We start from the raw sequence: 21,266 nt of genomic DNA, 5'->3' as shown, positions 1-21,266 counted from the left end.
GTGGAGGTGGTCTATCCAGTCGATCGAACCCGCATCAAACGGTAAGCCGCGGGGATGATGAACAGCGACAACAACGGCGCCGTAATCATCCCTCCCAGCATGGGTGCCGCAATCCGACTCATCACCTCCGAGCCAGTACCGCTGCCCCACACGATGGGAATCAGACCCGCCAGGATCACAGCCACCGTCATGGCCTTGGGGCGCACCCGGAGCACGGCACCTTCGCGAATGGCGTCCAGAACCATGGCAACGCCCGGCTCCTCGCCTCGACGCTCCCGTTCCGCCAAGGCTTGCTTGAGGTAGAGCAGCATCACCACCCCAAACTCGGCCGCCACACCGGCAAGCGCAATAAACCCGACGCCGGTGGCAACCGACAGGTGGTAGCCCATCAGGTACAGAAACCAGACACCACCCGTCAGCGCAAATGGCAGTGTGGCCATGATCAATGCCGCTTCGTCCAGTCGGTTGAAGGTCAGGTACAGCAATACGAAGATGATGAGCAAAGTGGCCGGCACCACCACCTTGAGCCGGGCATTGGCACGCTCCAGGAACTCGAACTGCCCTGAATAAGTGATGCTGACGCCAGGCGCCAGCGTTACCTGCTGACTCACCGCCTGGCGCAAATCATTGGCGACGGACGCCAGATCGCGTCCGCGCACGTCCACATAGACCCAATTGGAGGGACGCGCATTTTCAGTTTTGAGCATGGGCGGACCATCAGTGATCCTGACTTTGGCGACCGTGCCCAGGGTGATCTGCTGTCCCGAGGGCGTCAGGATCGGGAGCTGAACCAGTTTCTCGGGGGTGTCTCTCCACTCTCTGGGATAGCGCAAATTGATGGGGAAGCGAGCCAAACCCTCAATGGTCTCTGCCACGTTCTCCCCGCCAATGGCGCCAGAGACCAGTGTTTGCACATCATTGATATTTAAGCCATAGCGCCCGGCCGCCACTCGATCGATCTGAACATCCACGTAACGACCTCCCGTCAAGCGTTCGGCCAAAGCACTCGACACACCAGGCACGCCTTTGGCCACCTGTTCGATCTGGCTGGCGATGCGGTCGATGGTGGCCAGGTCAGTCCCGTTGACTTTGACACCGATGGGGCTTTTGACACCGGTGGCGAGCATGTCGATGCGGTTACGGATCGGTGGGATCCAGATGTTGGACAGTCCAGGTACTTTGACGGCCTGGTCCAGTGCCTCGATCAGTTTCTCCGGCGTCATACCGGTACGCCATTGGTCACGTGGTTTGAGCTGCACGGTGGTCTCGAACATCTCCATAGGCGCCGGGTCAGTGGCGGTCTCAGCACGCCCAGCCTTGCCAAAGACGCGCTCCACCTCGGGCACGGTCTTGATCATGCGGTTGGTGATTTGCAGCAGTTCCGAAGCTTTCTGCGCCGACAGCCCTGGCAACGCCGAAGGCATATAGAGCAGATCTCCTTCGTCTAGAGGTGGCAGGAACTCCCCACCCAACTGGCTCACGGGCCACAGCGTGGTGGCAGAGACTAAAACGGCAATGATCAACGTAGCCTTGGGGCGTTGCAGCACCCACTCCAGCGCGGGGCGGTACACCGTGATCAAGGCCCGTGTGATCGGGTTGCGTTGTTCATCCGGGATACGCCCACGGATCCAGTACCCCATCAGGATGGGGATCAACGTCACAGAAAGTCCAGCGGCCGCCGCCATGGCATAGGTTTTGGTGAAAGCCAAGGGACCAAACAGGCGCCCCTCCTGGGCTTCCAGCGTGAACACCGGAATGAAGGACAAGGTGATGATCAGCAGGGAGAAAAACAAAGCCGGCCCAACCTCTATGGCCGCTTCGGTGATGACGTCCCACCGCTCCTGGCCTTCCAAGGCCTGCTCTGGGTGGGCATGTTGCCAAGTCTCCAGCTTCTTGTGGGCGTTCTCGATCATCACCACGGCCGCATCCACCATGGCTCCGATGGCGATGGCAATGCCGCCCAGGGACATGATGTTGGCGTTGATACCCTGGATATGCATCACCACAAAGGCCGCCACGATACCCAGCGGCAAGGAGATGATGGCGACCAGTGCGGAGCGCAGATGGCCCAGAAACAGCACACACACCAGCGCCACGACCACAAACTCTTCCAGCAGCTTGACGGAAAGATTGTCGATGGCCCGTTCAATGAGCGCACTGCGGTCGTAGGTGGTGACAACCTCCACGCCTGGCGGTAGGCTTTTCTGTAAGTCGGCCAGCTTGGCTTTAACCGCGCGTATGGTTTCCTGGGCATTCTTGCCGGAGCGCAGCAAGACGACGCCACCCGCCACTTCTCCCTCTCCATCAAGCTCAGCCACGCCACGACGCATTTCTGGCCCAATTTGCACCGTCGCCACGTCACCCAGCCGAACGGCAACGTTGCCGCGGCTGGAGAGCGGGATAGACCGGAAGTCGTCCAGGGTGCGCAGGTAGCCATTAACCCTCACCATGTACTCGGCCTCCGCCAGTTCCAGCACTGAACCGCCCGTTTCCTGATTGCCATTCATCAGAGCTTGGCGCACCTGCTCATAGGTGATGCCATAACCATTGAGTTTGAGCGGGTCCAGCACGACCTGGTACTGCTTGACCATGCCACCCACGCTGGCCACTTCTGCAACATTGGGTAGGGTCTTGAGCTCGAACTTCAGAAACCAGTCCTGCAGTGCCCGCAGTTGTGACAAGTCATGCCCACCCGTGCGGTCCACCAGCGCGTATTGGTAGATCCAACCTACACCGGTGGCATCGGGCCCCAGGGCGGACTTGGCACCTGCTGGCAATCGTCCCTGTACTTGGTTGAGGTACTCCAGGACGCGAGAGCGCGCCCAATAGAGATCGGTGGAGTCGTCAAACAGGATGTAGACGAAGGAGTCTCCAAAGAAGGAAAAACCCCGTACCGTCTTGGCTCCGGGCACAGACAGCATGGTGGTCGCCAATGGGTAGGTGACTTGGTTTTCCACAATCTGCGGGGCCTGACCGGGGTAGCTGGTGCGGATGATGACCTGTACGTCGGACAGGTCCGGCAAGGCATCGATGGGCGTGGACCGTACCGCCCATAAGCCTGCGCCTGCGAGAAACACCGTGGCCAGCAGCACCAGAAAGCGATTGGAGACCGACCAGCGGATGACACTGGCGATCATGGTTTTGCTCCTTTGAGCGTCACCACCTCGTATTCATCACCGGTGGCCTTGAACTGGAACTGCACGGTGTCTCCGACCTTGAAGCCGGATGACTGCAGATCTTTGGCGCGCTTGAAGCCCATGATCATGGCAGGCCATTTGAGGGCCGGCACGGCTTGGTGCCGCAGTTTGATATTGGACGCATCCAGTTCTTCGATCACGCCACTGGTTTCAAAGACAGCGCCCTTGTCCATAGAGGCCGCAGGAAGCGCCATGGATTCAGCCGGTTGGCTTGGCTGCGTGACGATCCCTCGCATGCTGGCCTCCGAGTCCAATAGAAACTGACCAGACGCCACCACTTTTTGACCGGCACTAAGGCCTTGGCGTATGACCAACTGCCCATCGCGCTCAGCACCTATTTGCACATCGACCGGTTTGAACTGGCCGCCTTCTTCGGCCAAGTAAACCAAGGCGCGCTTGCCGGTGCGAATCACGGCGTCCGATGGCACCAGCAGGACTGATTCGGTGGGGCCGTACAAGGTGGCCGTGGCCAGCATGCCCGCACGCAGCTTTTGGCCCGGGTTGGGCAGTTCGACCCTGACGCGCAGGGTTCGGGTGTCCGGGTTGGTTTCTGCCAAGACCGATGTCACCTTGCCCTTCAGGACAGTATCAGGAGCGGCAGTGAGTCGGGCTTCCACCACTTGCCCGATTGCCAAGTTGGAGGCCTGGGCCTGCGGCAGGGCCAGCTCCAGCCAGACCGTGCCCAGTCCTGTGATGCGGGCCAGGGTCATGCCGGGGCTCAGGCTCATACCTTGTCGCACCATCAGCTCGGATAGCACGCCCGAGGTGGGCGCTGTGATGGTGGTCACCGCCATGGTGCGATTGCTGTCGTCCACGCGCTGGATGACGGTGGGGGGCATGCCCAGCAACGCCAAGCGCTGGCGGGCAGCCTGGATCAGCGCGGCATCGCCCATGGTCTTGACAGCCAGAAACTCCTGCTGTGCGCCTATCCACTCCGGGTTGAGGACGTCGGCCAGAGGGCTGCCTGCTGCGATGACATCTCCCGGCGCGCGCGGGTAAACACGCTCTACAAAACCACTGGTACGGGCCTGGACGATGCTCACATCCCGCTCGCTGAGCTGAAGGGTTCCAGCGACTTCCACCGTGCTGGATAGATCCTGCTCCAATACTGTGGCTACACGCATCCCCAAGCTTTGGCTGGCACGCGTGGAAATCGTCAGCGCGCCAGTGTCAGCAGCGCCTTCGTCCGCGTAGCGCGCTACGAGCTGCATGTCCATGAACGGGGATGGCCCAGGCTTGTCGAACTTGGCATCCGGTTTCATGGGGTCGTACCAGTACAGCACTTTGCGTTCAGACTTGGCAGATTCAGTGCTCCCAGGTGCCATATTGGCATTGCGCTTGGTCCACCAAACACCTCCGGCAACACCCAGGCCCAAGATCAGCAGGCCAATTGCGGTGAGGGTCAGATTCTTTTGAAGATTTTGGGTGTTCATTGCGAACCTCCGGCCAATGAGGCATCGTTGGTGAAGTGCAGGCGCGCACTGATCGCTTGGCGTTCCCCCTGCAGGGTCAGAAAGCGCAGTTGAGTTTCCAGGGATTCCCGGCGCGCGGCCAAGTGCTCCAGCAAGGTGCCTTTGCCGGATTGGTACGCGGCGAGGGTCAAGGCAACCTTGTCGCGCATCAGGGGTTGCAGGATGGTCTGGTTGCGGTTTAGTGCGAGGTTCAGTCGCTCCAACTCAGCCCATTGGGTATCGAGTTCCTGCAGGTGTTCGCGCCTCAGAAGCTCCAGTTCGGCATCCAGTCCCAGTCGCTCCAGTTGTTTGGCGGCGATTTGCGGATCCTGGCGTTTGGCCGGCGCAGTGGGCAGGTCAAAAGTTACTTTTACCGAGACCATGTCACCAAACTGCTCCCCGCGGCGCTGGTAGGCCAGCTCCACACCCCAATCGGCCTTTTTAGCGGCCTGTGCCTCCTGCAGTTCAGCATCCAGCACGCGACTGGAGCTGCTGAGCAGGTTGACATCGGGGTGGTTTTGAATACGGTGAGCCAGAGCATCACGGTCCAGAGGCCAACTGGGTGGCTCTCCTTCCAGTGCTTCACTGGCGGCAGTTCCAATCCAGCGCTGCAGTGCGGCAATGGCCTGTGCGCGCTGAGCCCGCAGTTCATCCAGACGCTCCGATAACATGGCTACCTCCTGCCTGGGCATCAACACATCGGTGATAGAGCCGCGCCCGCCGGCCAGTTGTGCCTGGACGGCAGATTCCAGAAGCTTGTTTTGTTGGAAGAGACCGTCGAACAGTGACATTTGCTGCTCCAGGGTGTAGCGACGAATCCAGGCCACGGCAGTTTCCCGGCGCAGAGACAGCTTGGAGAGCTGCTGCGCGGATTCGGCCTGCTGGACTCTGGCCTGGGCAACTGCCACGCGGGCGTCCCGCTTGCTGCGATTGGGAACGTCCTGCATGTAGGCGATGCGTTGCATCGTCATGAAATCGCCGGTCAGGCTATAGCGGTCTGGCCCGGCAATGGGAAAATTCTCTACACCAACCGCCAGCTTCGGGTCGGGAAGCTCCCCGGCGGGGATAGCAGCTGCGCGTGCTGAATCCACCCTGGCCTGGGATGCCACCAAAGTTGGCGCTTCTTGGGTGGACAGGGACAGTGCCTGCTCAAAAGACAGCGGAGAGGCCCACAGTGGCAGAGCCACGGCAAGCGGAAAGACACTCGCAATCAGCGTACGGCTGAGGCGGTGCCCAATGGGGTGAACGGAACAAGGCATGTCCCAACTCCTGAAATGCTGCGCTTACGCGCGATGACCTGGCCATACAAAGACGGCAAGGCACGGATTCAAGGGGTTGGGGTCAGGCTGGCGGCCGCCAGATTGGGATGGGGCGAGGCTCTATAGCTCGGTCGTTCAGACGTCCTAAGAACGTGTCTTTGCTGAAGACTTCGGGTATTGCGGGGAAATGGACAGACAGTCCCAAGCTGCCGATCTTGCAGTCCTGGCCTACCTTGCAGGTCTTGCCCGTTTTGAGCAAGGTTTCCATGTCATTGCAGCACTCGCCCATTGGGGTGGCTGATGCATCTTCCATATCGCCACTGAGCTGCTGCTCTGCCATTGCGGCCATTTCCATGGGGCATGGCATCTTCGGCACGCCCAAGCCCGCATATCCCGCCAGAGGGATTGCCAGGCTCAGCAGCATCAGAAGTAGAAAGCGGACGGTGCGCACGATCTGATTAAACCCGAAGTGAAAGTCCAACGCCAAACAAGTCGTCAGCTATAGCGATTTGCCACGCAAACGCAGGGCATTTCCAATGACGGATGCCGAACTGAAGCTCATGGCCAGGGCAGCGATCATGGGCGACAGAAGCCAGCCCGTGAATGGGTAGAGCAAACCAGCCGCCACTGGAATTCCCAAGGCGTTGTACAGGAAGGCAAACATCAGGTTTTGCTTCATGTTGCCCACGGTGGCGTTGGACAGCGCAAGCGCAATGGAAATACCACGCAAGTCACCCTTTACCAGAGTGACCTGGGCACTGTTCATCGCAACATCCGTTCCGGTTCCCATGGCAATACCCACATTGGCTCTCGCCAGCGCTGGCGCATCGTTGATACCGTCACCGGCCATAGCCACGATGCGACCTTCCTTCTGCAGTCGCTCGACCAGGATCAGTTTGTCCTGGGGTTTGACTTCGCCATGCACCTCTTCGATTCCGAGCTTGACGCCCACGGCCTTGGCCGTGGTGATGCCATCACCCGTCGCCATCACGATGCGCAGGCCGGAGGCTTTGAGGGCTGTCAGCGCCTCCATGGTGCTGGCCTTGATCGGATCAGACACCGCCAGCAGCCCAGCCAATTTGCCGTCAATGGCCAAATGCATCACGCTGGCACCTTGGGCACGCAAAGATTCGGCTTGGGTTGTCAGGGCGTCCACGGAGATGTTGATCTGCTGCATCAGCGCCGTGTTGCCCAGCACCAGGTGGCGTCCACCCTCCTGGCCTTGAACGCCAATGCCGGATCCTGATTCAAAGTTCTCGGGTTTGTCCAGCACCAGCTTGCGCTCACGCGCTGCCGCCACAATGGCCGCAGCCAAGGGGTGCTCGCTGCCCTGATCCAGGCTGGCCGCCAAACGTAGAACTTCATCGGCCTCATATCCCTCGCTGGGAATAGCCTTCTCAAAGGTCGGACGACCTTCGGTCAAAGTCCCGGTTTTGTCGATGATGAGGGTGTCCACCTTGCGCAGGTTCTCGATAGCAGCCGCGTCACGGAACAACACTCCATTTGTCGCGCCTTTGCCAGTGGCCACCATGATGGACATGGGGGTCGCCAGGCCCAGCGCGCATGGACAGGCAATGATCAGGACGGCGACCGCGTTGATCAGGCCATACACCCAACTGGGTTCGGGGCCTAACAGGCCCCAGCCCAGAAAGGTCAGCACGGCAATGCTGACCACGACGACCACAAAGTAGCCTGCCACAACGTCGGCCATGCGCTGCATGGGCGCCCTGGATCGTTGGGCCAGAGCCACCATCTGCACGATTTGGGACAGCACGGTGTCAGATCCAACTTTCTCCGACTTCATGACCAGGGCACCGCTGGTGTTGATGGTCGCGCCTATGACCTTGTCTCCCACCCGCTTGGTCACTGGCAGAGGTTCCCCGGTCAGCATGGATTCGTCGACCGCGCTGCTACCTTCTGTGACCACGCCATCCACGGGCACCTTCTCTCCGGGACGCACACGCAGCAGATCCCCAAGGTGGACGTGGGTCAGTTCAATGTCCTCTTCTGTGCCATCAGCTTTGATGCGCCGTGCCGTTTTGGGTGCAAGACCGAGCAAGGATTTGATGGCTGCGGAGGTCTGGGAACGGGCCTTGAGCTCCAGCATCTGGCCCAAAAGGGTTAGGGAGATGATGACGGCCGCCGCTTCAAAGTACACGGCGACCCGGCCCATAGACACAAAGGAATCCGGAAACACCCCTGGAGCGATGGTGGCCACTATGCTGTAAAGGTATGCCGCCCCCGTGCCCAGACCAATGAGCGTCCACATATTGGGACTGCGATTGACGAAGGATTGCACTGAGCGTACAAAGAATGGCCATCCCGCCCACACCACGATGGGGGTGGCCAGTGCGAACTCCACCCAGCTCTGTACTGCCATGTCCATCCACTGCAAACGGTGTCCAAACATCGCCAGTACGAAAACGACCGCCGTGAGCGGCAGCGTCCACCAAAAGCGATGCTGAAAATCCAGCAACTCTGGATTCTCTTCGTCGTCCAAAGAGGGCATCACAGGCTCCAACGCCATCCCGCATTTGGGGCAACTCCCCGGATGGTCTTGGCGTATTTCCGGATGCATGGGGCAGGTGTAAACCGTTCCCGCTGCCACTGGCTGTGCGGCTGGTTTCTCCTGGGGCACTCCCATGTACTGCATGGGAGTGGCGTCGAACTTCGCTTTGCACTTGGGGCCGCAAAAGAAAAAACTGTGCCCCATGTGTTCGGAATGATGGGGTGACTGGGCAGTTACCTTCATCCCACAGACCGGATCTTTAAGCGCGTTTTCGTCGTTGGGCGGTGCAGCCTGCGGATGATCAATGTGTTGATGCTCGCTATGCTTTGAATGGTCCATTTTTTCTAGCTCCCTAAAAATCTACCAAAACACCTCAAACCCACCGAGTGCCTACTCAGCGATAGCCTTGAAACACGCGCGAACTGCCATCTTTGGAAACCAGCAAGACGTCATAGGGATCTTTGCGTCCACCATACACAGCTCCATCCATACCTGGCGAGCCCACCGGCATTCCCGGCACGGACAAGCCGATCGCGGCAGGTTTCTCCTTCAGCAACCGCTTGACGTCATTCGCCGGGACGTGCCCTTCAATGACGTAGCCACCGACCAATGCCGTGTGGCAAGAGCCCAATTGCCGCGGCATGCCCAATCGCTCGCGCACCACATCGTTGCCGTTCTGGTTGACCTTGACTGTGAAGCCAGACTTTTCCAGATGGGCAACCCAGTCCTTGCAACACCCACAGTTGGGGTCTTTCCAGACCTCGATGGAGGTGCTGTGGCTGGTGGCATGTGCGCATGGCAAAGCCAGAACCAAAACGGATGCGAGCAGCATTCGGCGCTGCAGTTGTGTCTTAAATGGAGTGCTCATGGCCGATCCTCGGTAGTTTGGATGTAAAGCAGCATTCCCGCTTTGACAAATGACAAAGCGCCATGTCGGCGCCTTGTCATTTCCGGAAATTGCGTGCAAGCCTCACTTGCGAATAAGTAGTCTTATTTGACCGTCTGTATATCGGTGACCACCATTTTTCCGCCGTCATTGATGACTGCGAACTTGACCTTATCGCCCGGTTGCACCTTGTCCAGCAGCGATTTCTCTTTGGCGGTAAAGATCATGGTCATTCCCGGCATGTCGAGATTTTTGATCGCTCCATGCTTAATGGTGACCTTGCCAGCGTCTTTATCCACTTTGCGGATTTCGCCGTCCGTCATGGGTGCCATCTGTGTTGCATCCATTTTGTTCTGGTCCATTTGCGCATTGGCAATACTGGGCACGCCGACTAGCGTTGCCAGAACTGCAGCCGCAGCGACGAGTGTGTGTTTGATTCGTGTCATGTTGAATGATCCTTTGTGGGTTGAAATCGACTTGCTTCTCGACACATCGGTGCCGTTTACTTGGCCCCGACCTTCACTTGCCCCTTCATGCCGGCCTCAAAGTGGCCGGGCATCAAACAAGCAAAATTGACTGTTCCCGCCTTTGTAAACTGCCAAACGATTTCGCCTTGTTTGCCTGCATCGAGCGTGATCTTGCTAGGTTCGTCATGCTCCATGCCGGGGTTCTTTTTCATCTGCTCCAGATGCTCCAACAGTTCTTTTTCTGTTCCCAGACTCAGCTCGTGACGAACCTTCCCCACATTCTTTACAACAAAGCGAACGGTCTCACCCTTCTTGACCTGAATCTCGGAGGGGGTATAGCGCATGCTGTCGGCCATTTCCACTGTTACGGTGCGGGTGGCTTTAGAGGCGACGCCAGCTTTTCCAATAGCGGTCTCCTCGCTATGACCACCTGCGTGGCTGCCACTTGCCAGTGCGCCGGTGGAAATTGCCGCAAAGCTGGCGGCTACGAGGATGGTGGAAAAGGTCTTTGCAAATTTCATGGTGGGTCCTTGGGTTAAAAAATAGTGACGTTGAAAAATTAGTGACCAGAATGCGCCTTGGGTTTCTTCGCATTCATTACGGTGGCTGGCGATGGTTGATCGTTTGCGGCTTTGCCCGAACTGATTTCGGAGCGCAAACGGGCGGGTTCTGACAGAGGACCTGTGTATTCCTGAGCAACAGTCCCTGGGGGGTACTTGTAAGGGCCTGGATCACTGTAGTCTCCGGGCTTCTGATCCTTGCGGACTTTGAGCACACTGAACATGCCGCCCATTTCAACCGGCCCAAACTGGGCCTGGCCAGTCATCATCGGAGCGGTGTTTTCAGGAATGGGCATTTCCATTTCACCCATGTCTGCCATGCCGCGCTCGCCCATGAGCATGTAGTCTGGGGAGACTTTCTGGATTTTTTTAACCAGACCTCGGTGATCCACTCCAACCATCGTGGGAACCGTGTGTCCCATGGCGTTCATGGTGTGGTGGCTCTTGTGGCAATGCATGGCCCAGTCACCTTCTTCGTCGGCAACGAATTCAATCTGGCGCATTTGCCCCACGGCCACATCGGTCGTGACCTCATACCAGCGCGATGTGGGCGGTGTCGGGCCCCCGTCAGTCCCTGTGACCAAGAATTCGTGGCCGTGGATGTGAATGGGGTGGTTGGTCATTGTCAGGTTGCCCACACGGATGCGAACCCGGTCGTTGTGGCGCACATTGAGCGTATCGATGCCCGGGAAGACACGGCTGTTCCAAGACCAGATGTTGAAATCCAACATGGTGTTGATCTTGGGCGTTTTGGTTCCAGGCTCGACATCAAAGGCGTTCAGCAAGAAACAGAAGTCCCGATCCACATCACTGATATGGGGGTGCTTTTCCTTGGGGTGCGTGACCCAGAAGCCCATCATGCCCATGGCCATCTGGACCATTTCGTCCGCATGCGGGTGGTACATGAATGTCCCCGGCCGGCGCGCGACAAACTCGTACATATAGGTCTTGCCAACGGGTATAGCCTTCTGGTTCAGGCCACCAACACCATCCATCCCGCTGGGCAGTCGCTGACCATGCCAATGGATGGTCGTGTGCTCAGGAAGCTTGTTGGTGACGAAGATTCGAACGCGGTCGCCTTCCACCACCTCAATGGTGGGGCCGGGACTTTGGCCGTTGTAGCCCCACATATTGACTTTGAAGCCAGGGGAGACCTCTCGCTCAACCGGCTCTGCTACCAGGTGAAACTCCTTGACACCGTTATTCATACGCCATGGCAGGGTCCAACCATTGAGTGTTACCACGGGGTTGTAGGGACGGCCATTGGTGGGGATCAGTGGTGGTGCGGTGTTGACGGATGTCTGAATGACGGGTTCAGGCAAAGTGGCCAATGCGGAACGAGCGACCGTGATGCCAGCAACGGCGGTTGCAGCACCTGCGAAGAATCGACGACGAGAATTGGATTGATCCATGGTTTTTCCTATTTGTTACTCAGCCGAAGCACCGCCACCCGCACCGATGCTCACAAAGTTGGCGGGTTCACCGCCCTGCAGTACCCAGTGCAAATCAGCTTCCGCAATGAGGAGGTCGCGTTTGGTGTTGATAGAAGTGACGCTTGATTGCAGTTGGGTCGCCGTCTCCGTCAGCAGATCCCAGACGCTAAGCAGCATTCCGTTGTACCGAAGTACGGTTTCGTCATAGATGAACTGACGCAGCTTTTGTTCGTCCTGTGACAAACGGGCAGCCGCGTAGCTCGCGTTGTAAATGCCGAATGCCTGTTGTGCCGTTCCCTGGACACGCAGACCTTCGGAACGCGGAAGTACCGCACGTACGGCTTTCAGACCTTTTTGGACGGCCTCCGCGGCAATAGGCTGTTCAGGGACCTCCGGCAGAGAGTCAGGTAGGCCCACGCTAGAGGAAATGCCCCACAACTTGAGTGTCTTGAGCAACGCAATCTGTGCCTGCTTGGCTTCTGCCGCCGATTTCAGGGTTTGTAGCTTGACGTTACCCAGTTTTGATTGAGACTGGGCCTGCTCCATACGACTCCAGTTGCCGACGCGAGCCATGCGACGGGCCAGTTCGGCTGCAGCTGACGAAGCCTCTTGCATGTCCTGTTGAAGTTTCAGTCCAGCTTGAGCGGCCACCGCATTCCACCAAGCCTTACGAGTGTCCACCGCGACGTCAAGAACGGAGTCAAAGTCGTCCACATGGCGACGCACACTGGGATCGACCTCCAACCACCGCCCTTGGGCAATACGCTCTTGATTGGCTGTACCCAGCTGGGACAAAGAAGTAGTCAATTCAGGGCGTGCACGCCACGCCTGCCGAACGGCTGCGTCCGCCGTTTTGAGCCACAAGTCGGGCGCCATAGCAGGAGCGTCTTTGGTCGTTGCGTCATTGGCTTGCTCCCACTTGAGAACATCCGCATGCCCCCGCTTGAACTGAGAGACCTCATCATTGGCTTTGCGCCAGTCAATGGTGCCCTGTTCCACAGGCTCTTGCACGGCCTGTTGGGCTGATGCTGTACCCACAAAGGTACATAGGGCGAGCGTTGCTAACCACAGTGGTTTGCGTCGCAGGATCGGAACACGATGCATAGGAGTCCTTTGGCTTTGTGTAAAACTGGCTGGACTTTATCGAGACGGTCCCAACACCAAGCTGTCGCTTTGATTACAAATTTGTAATCTTCGGCGACGCCAGCGTCAACCGGTGCACACTTGAGAAAAGGACACCGACTGTGAAGATACTGATCATTGAAGACGAACCCAAGACGGGCGAATACCTGCGACAAGGCCTGAAAGAGGCCAGTTTTATTGTGGATCTGGTCCACAACGGCAACGATGGCCTGCACACTGCCCTTGAGGGTGAGCACGATCTCATCATCTTGGATGTGATGCTTCCAGGCATGGATGGCTGGGAGGTGATGCGTAACCTGCGCCGCAAGGGTAATGAAGTTCCGGTTTTGTTCCTGACCGCCAAAGATCAGGTGGAGGACCGAATCAAGGGTTTGGAACTGGGCGCAGACGACTACCTGGTCAAGCCTTTTTCATTTGCGGAGCTGCTGGCCCGTGTCCGTACTATCTTGCGGCGCGGCAAGTCCGGTGTCGAGGCAACCTCACTGAAAGTAGCTGACCTGGAGCTGGATTTGCTGCGTCGCCGTGTGACACGTGCAGGCAAACGCATCGATTTGACCTCCAAGGAATTCGGTTTACTGGAGCTTTTGATGCGCCGACAGGGGGAAGTGCTGCCTCGATCCCTGATCGCATCTCAAGTCTGGGATATGAATTTTGACAGTGACACCAATGTCATCGAAGTGGCTGTAAGGCGTCTGCGCAGCAAAATTGACGACGCGTTCGAACCCAAATTGCTCCAGACCGTACGCGGCATGGGATATGTTCTGGAAAATGCGCTACAGAACCCATGACACAGCGCTTCTCACTGACCACCCGTCTCACCCTGTTTTACACACTGGCTTCAGCCACCGTACTGTTGGGCCTGGGATGGGTAACCTCCTTGGCGATGAATCAGCACTTCGAAGATTTGGACCGTAGTCTTCTGGAGGACAAAATCCACCTGATTCAAGAGGTCGCAACGAAAGCCAACTCACCGCAGGATCTTCAAAACCGCTTGAACGAAGTCCTTCACAGCCATGAAGGGCTTATTGTCCATGTGCAGATCAGCGGAAAAACGCTTTATGAGACTGCAAAGTTTGAACTTCCTAACGGATACGCAGGTGCGGTGGGAACTGACCTGAAGTCACAAAAAATGCAGAGTTGGCAAAGTGCGGGACATCAATACCGAGCCCTGGGTATGTTGATCAACTCAGAATTGCAAAATGATGAGCCTCTGGCTGTGTGGGTTGCCCTAGACACAAAATTGCATGATCATTTTCAGACGCATTTCCAGACCACTCTCATGCTTTACGTGACTCTGGCGACTTTGTTCAGTGGCGTGCTGGGGTGGATGGCAGCCAATCGAGGGTTGGCTCCACTTCGGATTATGCGAACACGTGCCCAAGCCGTGACCTCCAACAAACTTGAGGAGCGCATGCCGGTAGAAGCCGTCCCGGTAGAAATGGCGGATCTCGCTGGTACCTTGAACGACATGCTGGACCGCCTGCAGGAAGACTTTCGTCGACTTTCTGAATTCTCTTCCGATCTGGCGCACGAGCTCAGAACACCGATCAGCAATTTGCTTACCGAAACCCAAGTCACGCTGTCTGCCAAAAGAAGCAATGAAGACTATCAGGACGTTTTAGCTTCCAACTCCGAGGAGCTACAGCGCTTGGCCAGGATGGTGTCAGATATGCTCTTTTTGGCTAAAACGGAGCATGGGCTAGCACTTCCAAGTCGAGAGAGTATCGCTGTGGAGGTGGAGGCCCGGGCCCTGTTCGACTTCTACGAGGCACTGGCCTCAGACAAGGATATTCTCTTGGAGTTGGTTGGCAGCGGTACGGTTGGCGGTGATCGCTTGATGCTGCGACGGGCATTGAGCAATCTGCTCTCCAATGCGCTTCGCCATGCCTCTCCTGGTACGGTTGTGTCCATTGAAATTCAATCGGGAGAAGGCGTTGAGGTCACCGTGTCCAACCATGGCCCAAGTATCAGCCCGGAAATGCTGCCTCGCCTGTTTGATCGGTTCTTTCGCGTTGACAAATCGCGGACCCATCCAGAAAGTGACGGTGCAGGACTGGGATTGGCGATCACCCGCGCCATCATGGCGGCTCATGGAGGTGGGATTTCCGTGACGTCAACGTCTGGCGTGACGCGCTTTACCCTCAGATTCCCCAAATCCGAAAGTCTTGTCCAAGAGTAAACCTAGAGCGCAGTGGAGACATGACGTCTTTGTAACGAGTGGGTCATGCTCCCGTAGGGGGCAACTTTCTACATTGGAGTCAACGGTGCAGTGATTGCATCGTTCCCACGAAATGCCTTTGTGCGCTGCAGCCGCGTTTGGATTTGTCGTTGTACTTGGCTCAATGTCAGTCAAAGAATCTGTTGAGCGGGCATTGGCGACCATGTGGGCATTTCCAGATAGGGAAGTCGGTCGTTCCGGCAAACCACTTGAACAAAAGGGCAGATTTACTCGATCACATTTGATAATCCACCATTATCAAACCTTAGTTTTTAGAAAATATCCTCATTGAATCTTCTTGAAATAGTATGTATTATCGTGGTATGTAATTAGTATCAAATAAAGGTGGATCATGGCCAGGTCAGGAATTTACAAGTCTGAGGTTGTACGGGCACGCAACAAGCTGCTGGCCAGCGGTGTAAACCCGTCCATAGACGCCATACGTGCGGAATTGGGCACCGGCTCGAAGACCACTATCCACCGGTATTTGAAGGAAATTGAGGAGGAAGAAGGCGGCGCAACCGGCACAAAAGTGGCCGTTAGCGAGGCCATCCAGGACCTCGTGGGTCGCTTGGCAGCCCGCTTGAATGAAGAGGCTGATGCCCGCTCTTCCGAGGCCTTGGCCGTCAGTGCAGCCAGTCTTGCTTGGACGCAAAAAGAAAACACGACGCTAAAAGCAGAGGGGCAAACGGTTCGCACCCAATTGGAGCAGGCTCAGCGCAGCATCGCCGCCGAGAAGGCCGATCACACCAAGACCCGGGAGGCTCTATCGAGCAAGACCCTTGAGGCCACGCAACTCAACCAACGGGTTATGGGCCTGCAAGAGCGCCTGGAAGCCGAAGAACGGCACCGCCAGTCGCTGGAAGAAAAGCACCAGCATGCTCGGGAGGCCTTGGAGCATTTCCGCACCTCGGCCAAAGAACAACGGGAGCAGGAGCAGCGCCAACATGATCAGCAAGTCCAGTACTTGCAATCCGAACTCCGCAAGGTCACCGATAGCCTGACCGGCAAGCAGCAGGAACTCATGCGGGCCCAACAAGAAGGCGTCCGACTAATTGGTGATCTATCTCGCGTACAGGCTGAATTGCACCAGGCCCAGGAAGAGTTGAGAAATCTGCGCCCCCTGAAAGATGCACTCGCGTTTGAGCAACAACGAACCAAGGAGTTGGGAGAAAAGCTGGTGGTGCAGGTATCGACCAATCAGGCGCTCACTGCCATTGCGAACGACATGCAGACGAAACTGGAATCCCTGCAAAACAAGAGTCAACAGCTAGAGCTGGACTTGGCAGTTGCAAAAGCCGCCACCCTCGCTCAGGAAGGGGTTGTAGCAAGCATGCTGCAGCGCCTCAGCGCGACCTCACCAGCACCAGAACCCGGCACTCTATAATCGAACCAACATAGCCGCCACGCCTCTTAACAATGCGCAACCTTGGCGGCTTTTCCTTTTCAGGCCATCACTGAAATCCCTTTGCTGCCGGCTTATTTGCGCACGTTAAATTTAATGTGCGCAATAAAACAATTGGCGACAGCTTCCCGATCCGGCATGAGACTGGCGAGTTGCGGGGGCCCATTGGGTCGGAAGGCATGCAGGTAGACGGCTATCGACAACAGCTCAAAATGAAGCCATTAATAGTCAAATCTGAGCTTAGTGGCTTCATTTAGAACTATTGCGGAAACTCAATACCCATAAGTGTCTTTGGTGAAAAAGCTGACTGAACGGTGTGCCGGAAGTGCCTGGATTCTCCAGAATGTGAGCCCCTTCGGCGGACTGCTGAAAAAGGCTAACCGCTACAATTTGCACGCAAATCAGTAACGCCTAAAATTTGAGCATCTCGCAAGTTGTTGATTTATATAGGTTTTGATTTTGAAACCGCTACAATTTGCACGCAAATCAGTAACGCTTAAATTTTAAGCACCACCGCTAGCCCTGCGTTTTTGGGGTGGCCGATCCAACAATGCGTCGGCATATCGCTCCACGCCAAAGGCCATCAGCCCCCGGAAATTGATGTGCCCGAAGTGGACCGGTCCCATGCGACGTAGCCAGGCATCTTCAATCGGGTGCTTTTCCTTGCGCCAGCGATCGACGACGTGCTGCATCTTCATGGTGTTCCAAGCAATGACCAGATTGGTCAAGAGCGCGTGTGAACCAGAAACCGCCCGGATTTCGTCCCGCCGGCGTCCCCGCTCCGCAGCCAACCTGCCGAAATAGATAGCCCGCTGCAGCTGGTGGACGGACTCTCCGCGGTTCAACAGGGTGTGCATCTCCCGCCGAAACTCAGGATTGCTGAAGTAGTCGCACAAAAACAATGTCCGTAATAGGCGCCCCAACTGGTCGGCCGCCTTGTGCAAGGGATCGCCCTGGGCCGAGGAGCCCATTTTCTCCAGCGCTTCCTTGGGGGTCAACCGGCCGCTGCGAATAGAGGCAATCAGTCGCAACAGCTCATCCCACCCTTTGTGAATTGCACGTTCCGACACATTGGTGAGCGCGATGCGTTCCAGGTTCTCTGGCAGCTTCACGGATCGAGGGAGGTACAGCCGGCGTTCCGCAAGGTCACGCATTTGGGGGCACAGGTCAAACCCCAGCAGCTTGCTCATGGTCATCGCAACGAAGGTATACCCGTGGGTATCCACCGCCAGCATGGACAGACGCATGTTTTCATCGGTCTGTGCCGCGTTGTACTCCTCAACGCCGCTGACTGCCACAGACCCTTGCCGTTCGTTGTGGACGATAGGCTCGTCATGGGCAACTCCGTAGACATCCAGGACGTGGGTATAGAGACCAATCGCTCGGGTGCGACGCCGGGGATCGGTTCTGGAGTTGTAGAGGTGCCGGGAAGCGTCCAGCGCCATCATGTCCGAGGACGCCTTGGTGCCGGAGCCCCAATTGGCCGTGATGGAGTGCTCACGCTGGAACTCCACGATGCGGTCATTAGCGCGGCGCAGGCGTCCATGGGCTTCCAGGGAACGCATCGCTGCAGAAATATGGGCAACCTCAACGCCAGGAATCATCGCGGCCACGCCCTTGGCGTCGTTCTCCGTACCGTGGGCCAGTAGTGCCGCGTAGCAGGAAACTAGTTCCTGGGTGGTCTTTGCGCGCCGGCCCAACAGAACTTCGCTAAATCCGGTTGCGGCATCCATTTCGACAATGATGTCGCCGATTTGAACCTCCCCGATGCTGGCAAACATCATGTTTCGGCTCGCATCAATAGCCTTGTCCTGTGCCAACGCCTCTATCTGGGGCAGATGCACCAGGCCACTTTCGTCAATACTGACTTCACCAGCCTCCACCGCTTCGGACAGGGCTTGCAGGCCGGCCTCCAGGTGGGCGTAGAGTCGAGTGAGGAATTTTTCTGGGTCCGCATTCAGGCTCAACGCGCTGATCAAGCGCAACCGATCTTTCTTCCATTGCGCCGGAGGGATAAGCAAATCCTCACGGTTCCGGTAATCCCAGCTGTGATCCACCCAAAGCCGGGAACTGCGAAAACCATGACGAACTGCCATCATGGTTGCTGCTTTCAAGGCTGCAAATGCCTTGCTCCGGTCTTTGTCATTGAGCATTTCGTGCCAGACCGGATCGACAATGCTCACATCAAAGTCAGCAGGAAGCTCCTTCATGCCTTTGGCATCGAGCTCCCTGAGGGCCATCACCTGTTTGAGAGGCCGTTGTGCGGCATCACCCTTGATCTCTAAATCAGCAAACACGTTCAGCAGGGATGTCACCTTGGTGGTGTCGTCTATCAGAGACTGGCGAACCAGCGCTGCGTGACCAATTGCTGCGACGGACTCATCGTTGGGGATGAGCTTCTTGAGGGCTTCGATCTTCTCGTCGGAAGTGGTGCCTTCCGCATGGATGATCAATCGCATTTCGTCCCGCTGCTGCCGGTATTCGACCGCAGTACGTGCCTGCTTGCTGAGTACCCGTCCGGAGGCATGTCGGTGCAGATCATTTATCCTTCGCCCAGTCAAATACATCAAGGTGTCGGTGAGATCCAACAAGGTGACTCGCAAGAAGCAGGTCACCTCCAGCATCTGGGTGTCATCGCTTAGGCGTCGGGTGTCAAAAGGCGGCCGGTTCGCGACGGCTTGGGCATATGCGCGCATACGCGCGGTGGAGATGTGACTTAACGGCCATTTGTCGACCTCCAGCGTCTTTAGATAGGTGATTTTTTCTGAAACTTCCGTCAGTGTGGTGGGGCTATGTTTACCTGGTGGAGTCTTGAGCCATTCCAGCATGGTTCCACCCGCGCGCCCGCGGCGTGGTGAGAACACTGCGGAAACCATGTTCTTGCGCACTGGAGCAGGAATTTCCTTCTTGATTCCTGCCATGGCCAAGGCCTCTGTGGAGGCAAAAGATTCGCGGGCGAGATCGCGCAAAACCCGGTCTGAAGGGAGAAGGTAACGTCGATCAAACAACCATCGCTCAGCAGCTTGAACCAAGTCATCAACAGAAGCGGCTGTCTTGGTCAGTTCGGCCAACGTTATCGTCAACTCAGCCATAGCAGCGTCATCAACGTCGCTAGTTCCTGCTGTTTCGCGGGCCCATTTCTGATGGTCGTATAGGGTAGCGACTCGCTTATAGATGGTCTTCAAAGAGCCTATCGCAGTTTCACTTAAACCAAGTGAGTGACACAAAGACTTGAGCAGAGTGCGCGGGAGATAGGTGGCACGGTCGAGGACCCGACCGGTTGCTCGAAGCACCACAAGCTGAACGGCAGCCCCAAGCCTGCGGTCAGTCCGGAAGCGTTCACGGATTGCCGCGATGTCTCCAGAACTCAGCTTGAAAGACTGTTCGACATCAAAGTCCGACAGGGACTTTGGAAGCTCCTTGGAGCCGACGAATCGCAAATGAAATCCGGCCAAAGCATCTCCCTGTGGGGTTGCAATTGCCGAACACTATAACTGGCGAGGGAATGGCTAAATCGGGGTCGCAAAATGCAAGGGTTTACCCTTGGTAAAAAGCGCGACAATTTGCACGTAAACCTAGATTACCCCGACCAGCAAAACTACTGCGAGGCCAGGTCAAAAATCTTAGCCATGGGCACCCACTTCTCCCCCGAAGGCGTCCAGGGTGTAGGCGCCTGGAAGGTCCACATCAGGGTTTCCCAGCGCACGATGGCCGGATTGTCCAGGGAAGCTTGGGCCATGCGCTCGGCGCTGTACACCGCAGGATCCACCTCCATCACCATGAAAAGTCGCGTGCCCAGGCGATAAATTTCCATCTGCAACACGCCCTGGCCGCGCAAGTGTTCACGTACCTCAGGCCAGATCTTTTCATGGGCTTTTTCGTACTCGGCGATACGCTGGGCATCGTCCACCAAATCCAGTGCCAGCGCGTAACGGGCGGCGGCCGTGCTCATGACAGAGCCCGGTCCAAGTGGGTGTAGCCACCGTCCACAAACACCCACTGCCCTGTGGTGTGCGAGGACGCATCGGACAACAGGAATACGCACATGCGGGCCATCTCCTCGGAAGTGGTCATGCGATGGCCCAACGGGATTTTGGAGGTGATCGCCGCCAGCTTTTCTGCGGGATTGTCAAAGGTCTGGATCCAGCGCTCGTACAAGGGGGTCATCACCTCGGCCGGTATCAGCGCATTCACCCGCACCCCATCGTTCAGCAGGGCAGCTGCCCACTCCCGCGTCAGGGACAGCTGTGCGCCCTTGGAGGCACAGTAGCCACTGGTGTTACCCTGCCCCGTCAAGGCGGTTTTCGAGGATACGTTCACGATCGCGCCTTTCACCGCCTTGAGGTGCGGCACGCAGTAGTGCGCCATCACGTAGTAATGGATGAGATTGCGCTCCAGCGAGCCGATGAAGGCCTCGCGCCCCGCCTCCAGCCCAACGCTGTCGTTCACGCCGGCATTGTTCACCAGGCCATCAATACGACCAAAACGCGCCACCGTCTGCTCGACCGCAGCGCGGCAGGCCGCCTCATTAGATAACTCCACTTGCACAAACAGGTGCTTTGCCGCCTTGGCCTTCAGCTGCTGCTCGAATTCGGCAGGCATGGGGCTCTTGCCAAGGATGACCGGAATCGCGCCCTCTTCGGCCAACGTGAGCGAGATGGCCGCGCCAATGCCGCTGGCCCCACCGGTCACGATGACCACCTTGTCTTTTAAATGCAGATCCATGAAAACCCTTGCG

16 protein-coding genes are annotated in these 21,266 nt (G+C 57.1%); 3 read left to right on the top strand and 13 right to left on the bottom strand.

The annotated features are described in order from the left end of the window. Positions 1 to 11 precede the first annotated feature (11 nt). From CHU94_RS09920 to CHU94_RS09875, 10 genes are all read right to left on the bottom strand, one after another. Positions 12 to 3,137: an efflux RND transporter permease subunit gene (locus CHU94_RS09920; protein ID WP_094479203.1), complete on the bottom strand. Its 3,126-nt coding sequence runs from the start codon at positions 3,135 to 3,137 to the stop codon at positions 12 to 14. Then, positions 3,134 to 4,630, bottom strand: a complete 1,497-nt coding sequence (locus CHU94_RS09915) for an efflux RND transporter periplasmic adaptor subunit (protein ID WP_094479201.1) — start codon at positions 4,628 to 4,630, stop codon at positions 3,134 to 3,136. Before CHU94_RS09915 ends, CHU94_RS09920 begins: the two co-directional genes overlap by 4 nt. Further along, a complete protein-coding gene (locus tag CHU94_RS09910) occupies positions 4,627 to 5,907 on the bottom strand; it encodes a TolC family protein (protein WP_094479199.1) in 1,281 nt (426 codons plus the stop codon). The genes CHU94_RS09915 and CHU94_RS09910 overlap by 4 nt, the downstream gene beginning before the upstream one ends. Before the next feature lie 82 nt (positions 5,908 to 5,989). Beyond that, positions 5,990 to 6,262 carry a hypothetical protein gene (locus CHU94_RS09905; RefSeq protein WP_217901299.1) on the bottom strand — a complete coding sequence of 91 codons (273 nt, stop codon included), beginning with the start codon at positions 6,260 to 6,262 and terminating at the stop codon, positions 5,990 to 5,992. A gap of 144 nt (positions 6,263 to 6,406) precedes the next feature. Continuing rightward, positions 6,407 to 8,755, bottom strand: a complete 2,349-nt coding sequence (locus CHU94_RS09900; protein WP_094479194.1) for a heavy metal translocating P-type ATPase — start codon at positions 8,753 to 8,755, stop codon at positions 6,407 to 6,409. A 55-nt stretch (positions 8,756 to 8,810) separates the two neighbouring features. Next, entirely contained in the window at positions 8,811 to 9,284 is a 474-nt protein-coding gene (locus CHU94_RS09895) for a DUF411 domain-containing protein (protein WP_094479192.1), read from the bottom strand. A 122-nt stretch (positions 9,285 to 9,406) separates the two neighbouring features. After that, positions 9,407 to 9,748: a copper-binding protein gene (locus CHU94_RS09890; RefSeq protein ID WP_094479190.1), complete on the bottom strand. Its 342-nt coding sequence runs from the start codon at positions 9,746 to 9,748 to the stop codon at positions 9,407 to 9,409. Positions 9,749 to 9,804: 56 nt separating this feature from the next. Then, positions 9,805 to 10,290, bottom strand: a complete 486-nt coding sequence (locus tag CHU94_RS09885; protein WP_094479188.1) for a plastocyanin/azurin family copper-binding protein — start codon at positions 10,288 to 10,290, stop codon at positions 9,805 to 9,807. Positions 10,291 to 10,328: 38 nt separating this feature from the next. Next, positions 10,329 to 11,741 carry a multicopper oxidase family protein gene (locus CHU94_RS09880; protein WP_094479186.1) on the bottom strand — a complete coding sequence of 471 codons (1,413 nt, stop codon included), beginning with the start codon at positions 11,739 to 11,741 and terminating at the stop codon, positions 10,329 to 10,331. A 15-nt stretch (positions 11,742 to 11,756) separates the two neighbouring features. Then, positions 11,757 to 12,866 carry a TolC family protein gene (locus CHU94_RS09875; protein WP_141211434.1) on the bottom strand — a complete coding sequence of 370 codons (1,110 nt, stop codon included), beginning with the start codon at positions 12,864 to 12,866 and terminating at the stop codon, positions 11,757 to 11,759. A gap of 140 nt (positions 12,867 to 13,006) precedes the next feature. On the opposite strand from CHU94_RS09875, the gene CHU94_RS09870 reads away from it, so the two are divergent. The 3 genes from CHU94_RS09870 to CHU94_RS09860 all read left to right on the top strand — a co-directional run bounded on the left by CHU94_RS09870 (position 13,007) and on the right by CHU94_RS09860 (position 16,510). Next, the gene (locus CHU94_RS09870; protein ID WP_094479182.1) at positions 13,007 to 13,693 is read left to right on the top strand and encodes a heavy metal response regulator transcription factor; all 687 of its coding nucleotides are present in this window, start codon (positions 13,007 to 13,009) and stop codon (positions 13,691 to 13,693) included. Beyond that, entirely contained in the window at positions 13,690 to 15,084 is a 1,395-nt protein-coding gene (locus CHU94_RS09865; RefSeq protein ID WP_094479180.1) for a heavy metal sensor histidine kinase, read from the top strand. Before CHU94_RS09870 ends, CHU94_RS09865 begins: the two co-directional genes overlap by 4 nt. A 391-nt stretch (positions 15,085 to 15,475) precedes the next feature. Beyond that, on the top strand, positions 15,476 to 16,510 hold the full coding sequence (locus tag CHU94_RS09860; protein ID WP_094479178.1) for a DNA-binding protein: 1,035 nt from the start codon (positions 15,476 to 15,478) through the stop codon (positions 16,508 to 16,510). A gap of 521 nt (positions 16,511 to 17,031) precedes the next feature. On the opposite strand, the gene CHU94_RS09855 is transcribed toward CHU94_RS09860, so the two are convergent. The 3 genes from CHU94_RS09855 to CHU94_RS09845 form a co-directional block, all read right to left on the bottom strand. Next, positions 17,032 to 19,983, bottom strand: coding sequence for a Tn3 family transposase (locus CHU94_RS09855; RefSeq protein ID WP_094479176.1), 2,952 nt, complete (start codon positions 19,981 to 19,983; stop codon positions 17,032 to 17,034). Between the two features lie 143 nt (positions 19,984 to 20,126). Further along, on the bottom strand, positions 20,127 to 20,480 hold the full coding sequence (locus CHU94_RS09850) for an L-rhamnose mutarotase (RefSeq protein WP_094479174.1): 354 nt from the start codon (positions 20,478 to 20,480) through the stop codon (positions 20,127 to 20,129). Next, positions 20,477 to 21,253, bottom strand: coding sequence for an SDR family oxidoreductase (locus CHU94_RS09845; protein WP_094479172.1), 777 nt, complete (start codon positions 21,251 to 21,253; stop codon positions 20,477 to 20,479). Before CHU94_RS09845 ends, CHU94_RS09850 begins: the two co-directional genes overlap by 4 nt. Positions 21,254 to 21,266: the final 13 nt, after the last annotated feature.

The sequence above is a fragment of the Rhodoferax sp. TH121 genome, from assembly GCF_002251855.1.
Lineage (GTDB): Bacteria > Pseudomonadota > Gammaproteobacteria > Burkholderiales > Burkholderiaceae_C > Allorhodoferax.
The sequence above is the reverse complement of the archived record's forward strand: the minus strand, read 5'-3'. Positions and strand labels throughout refer to the sequence as shown.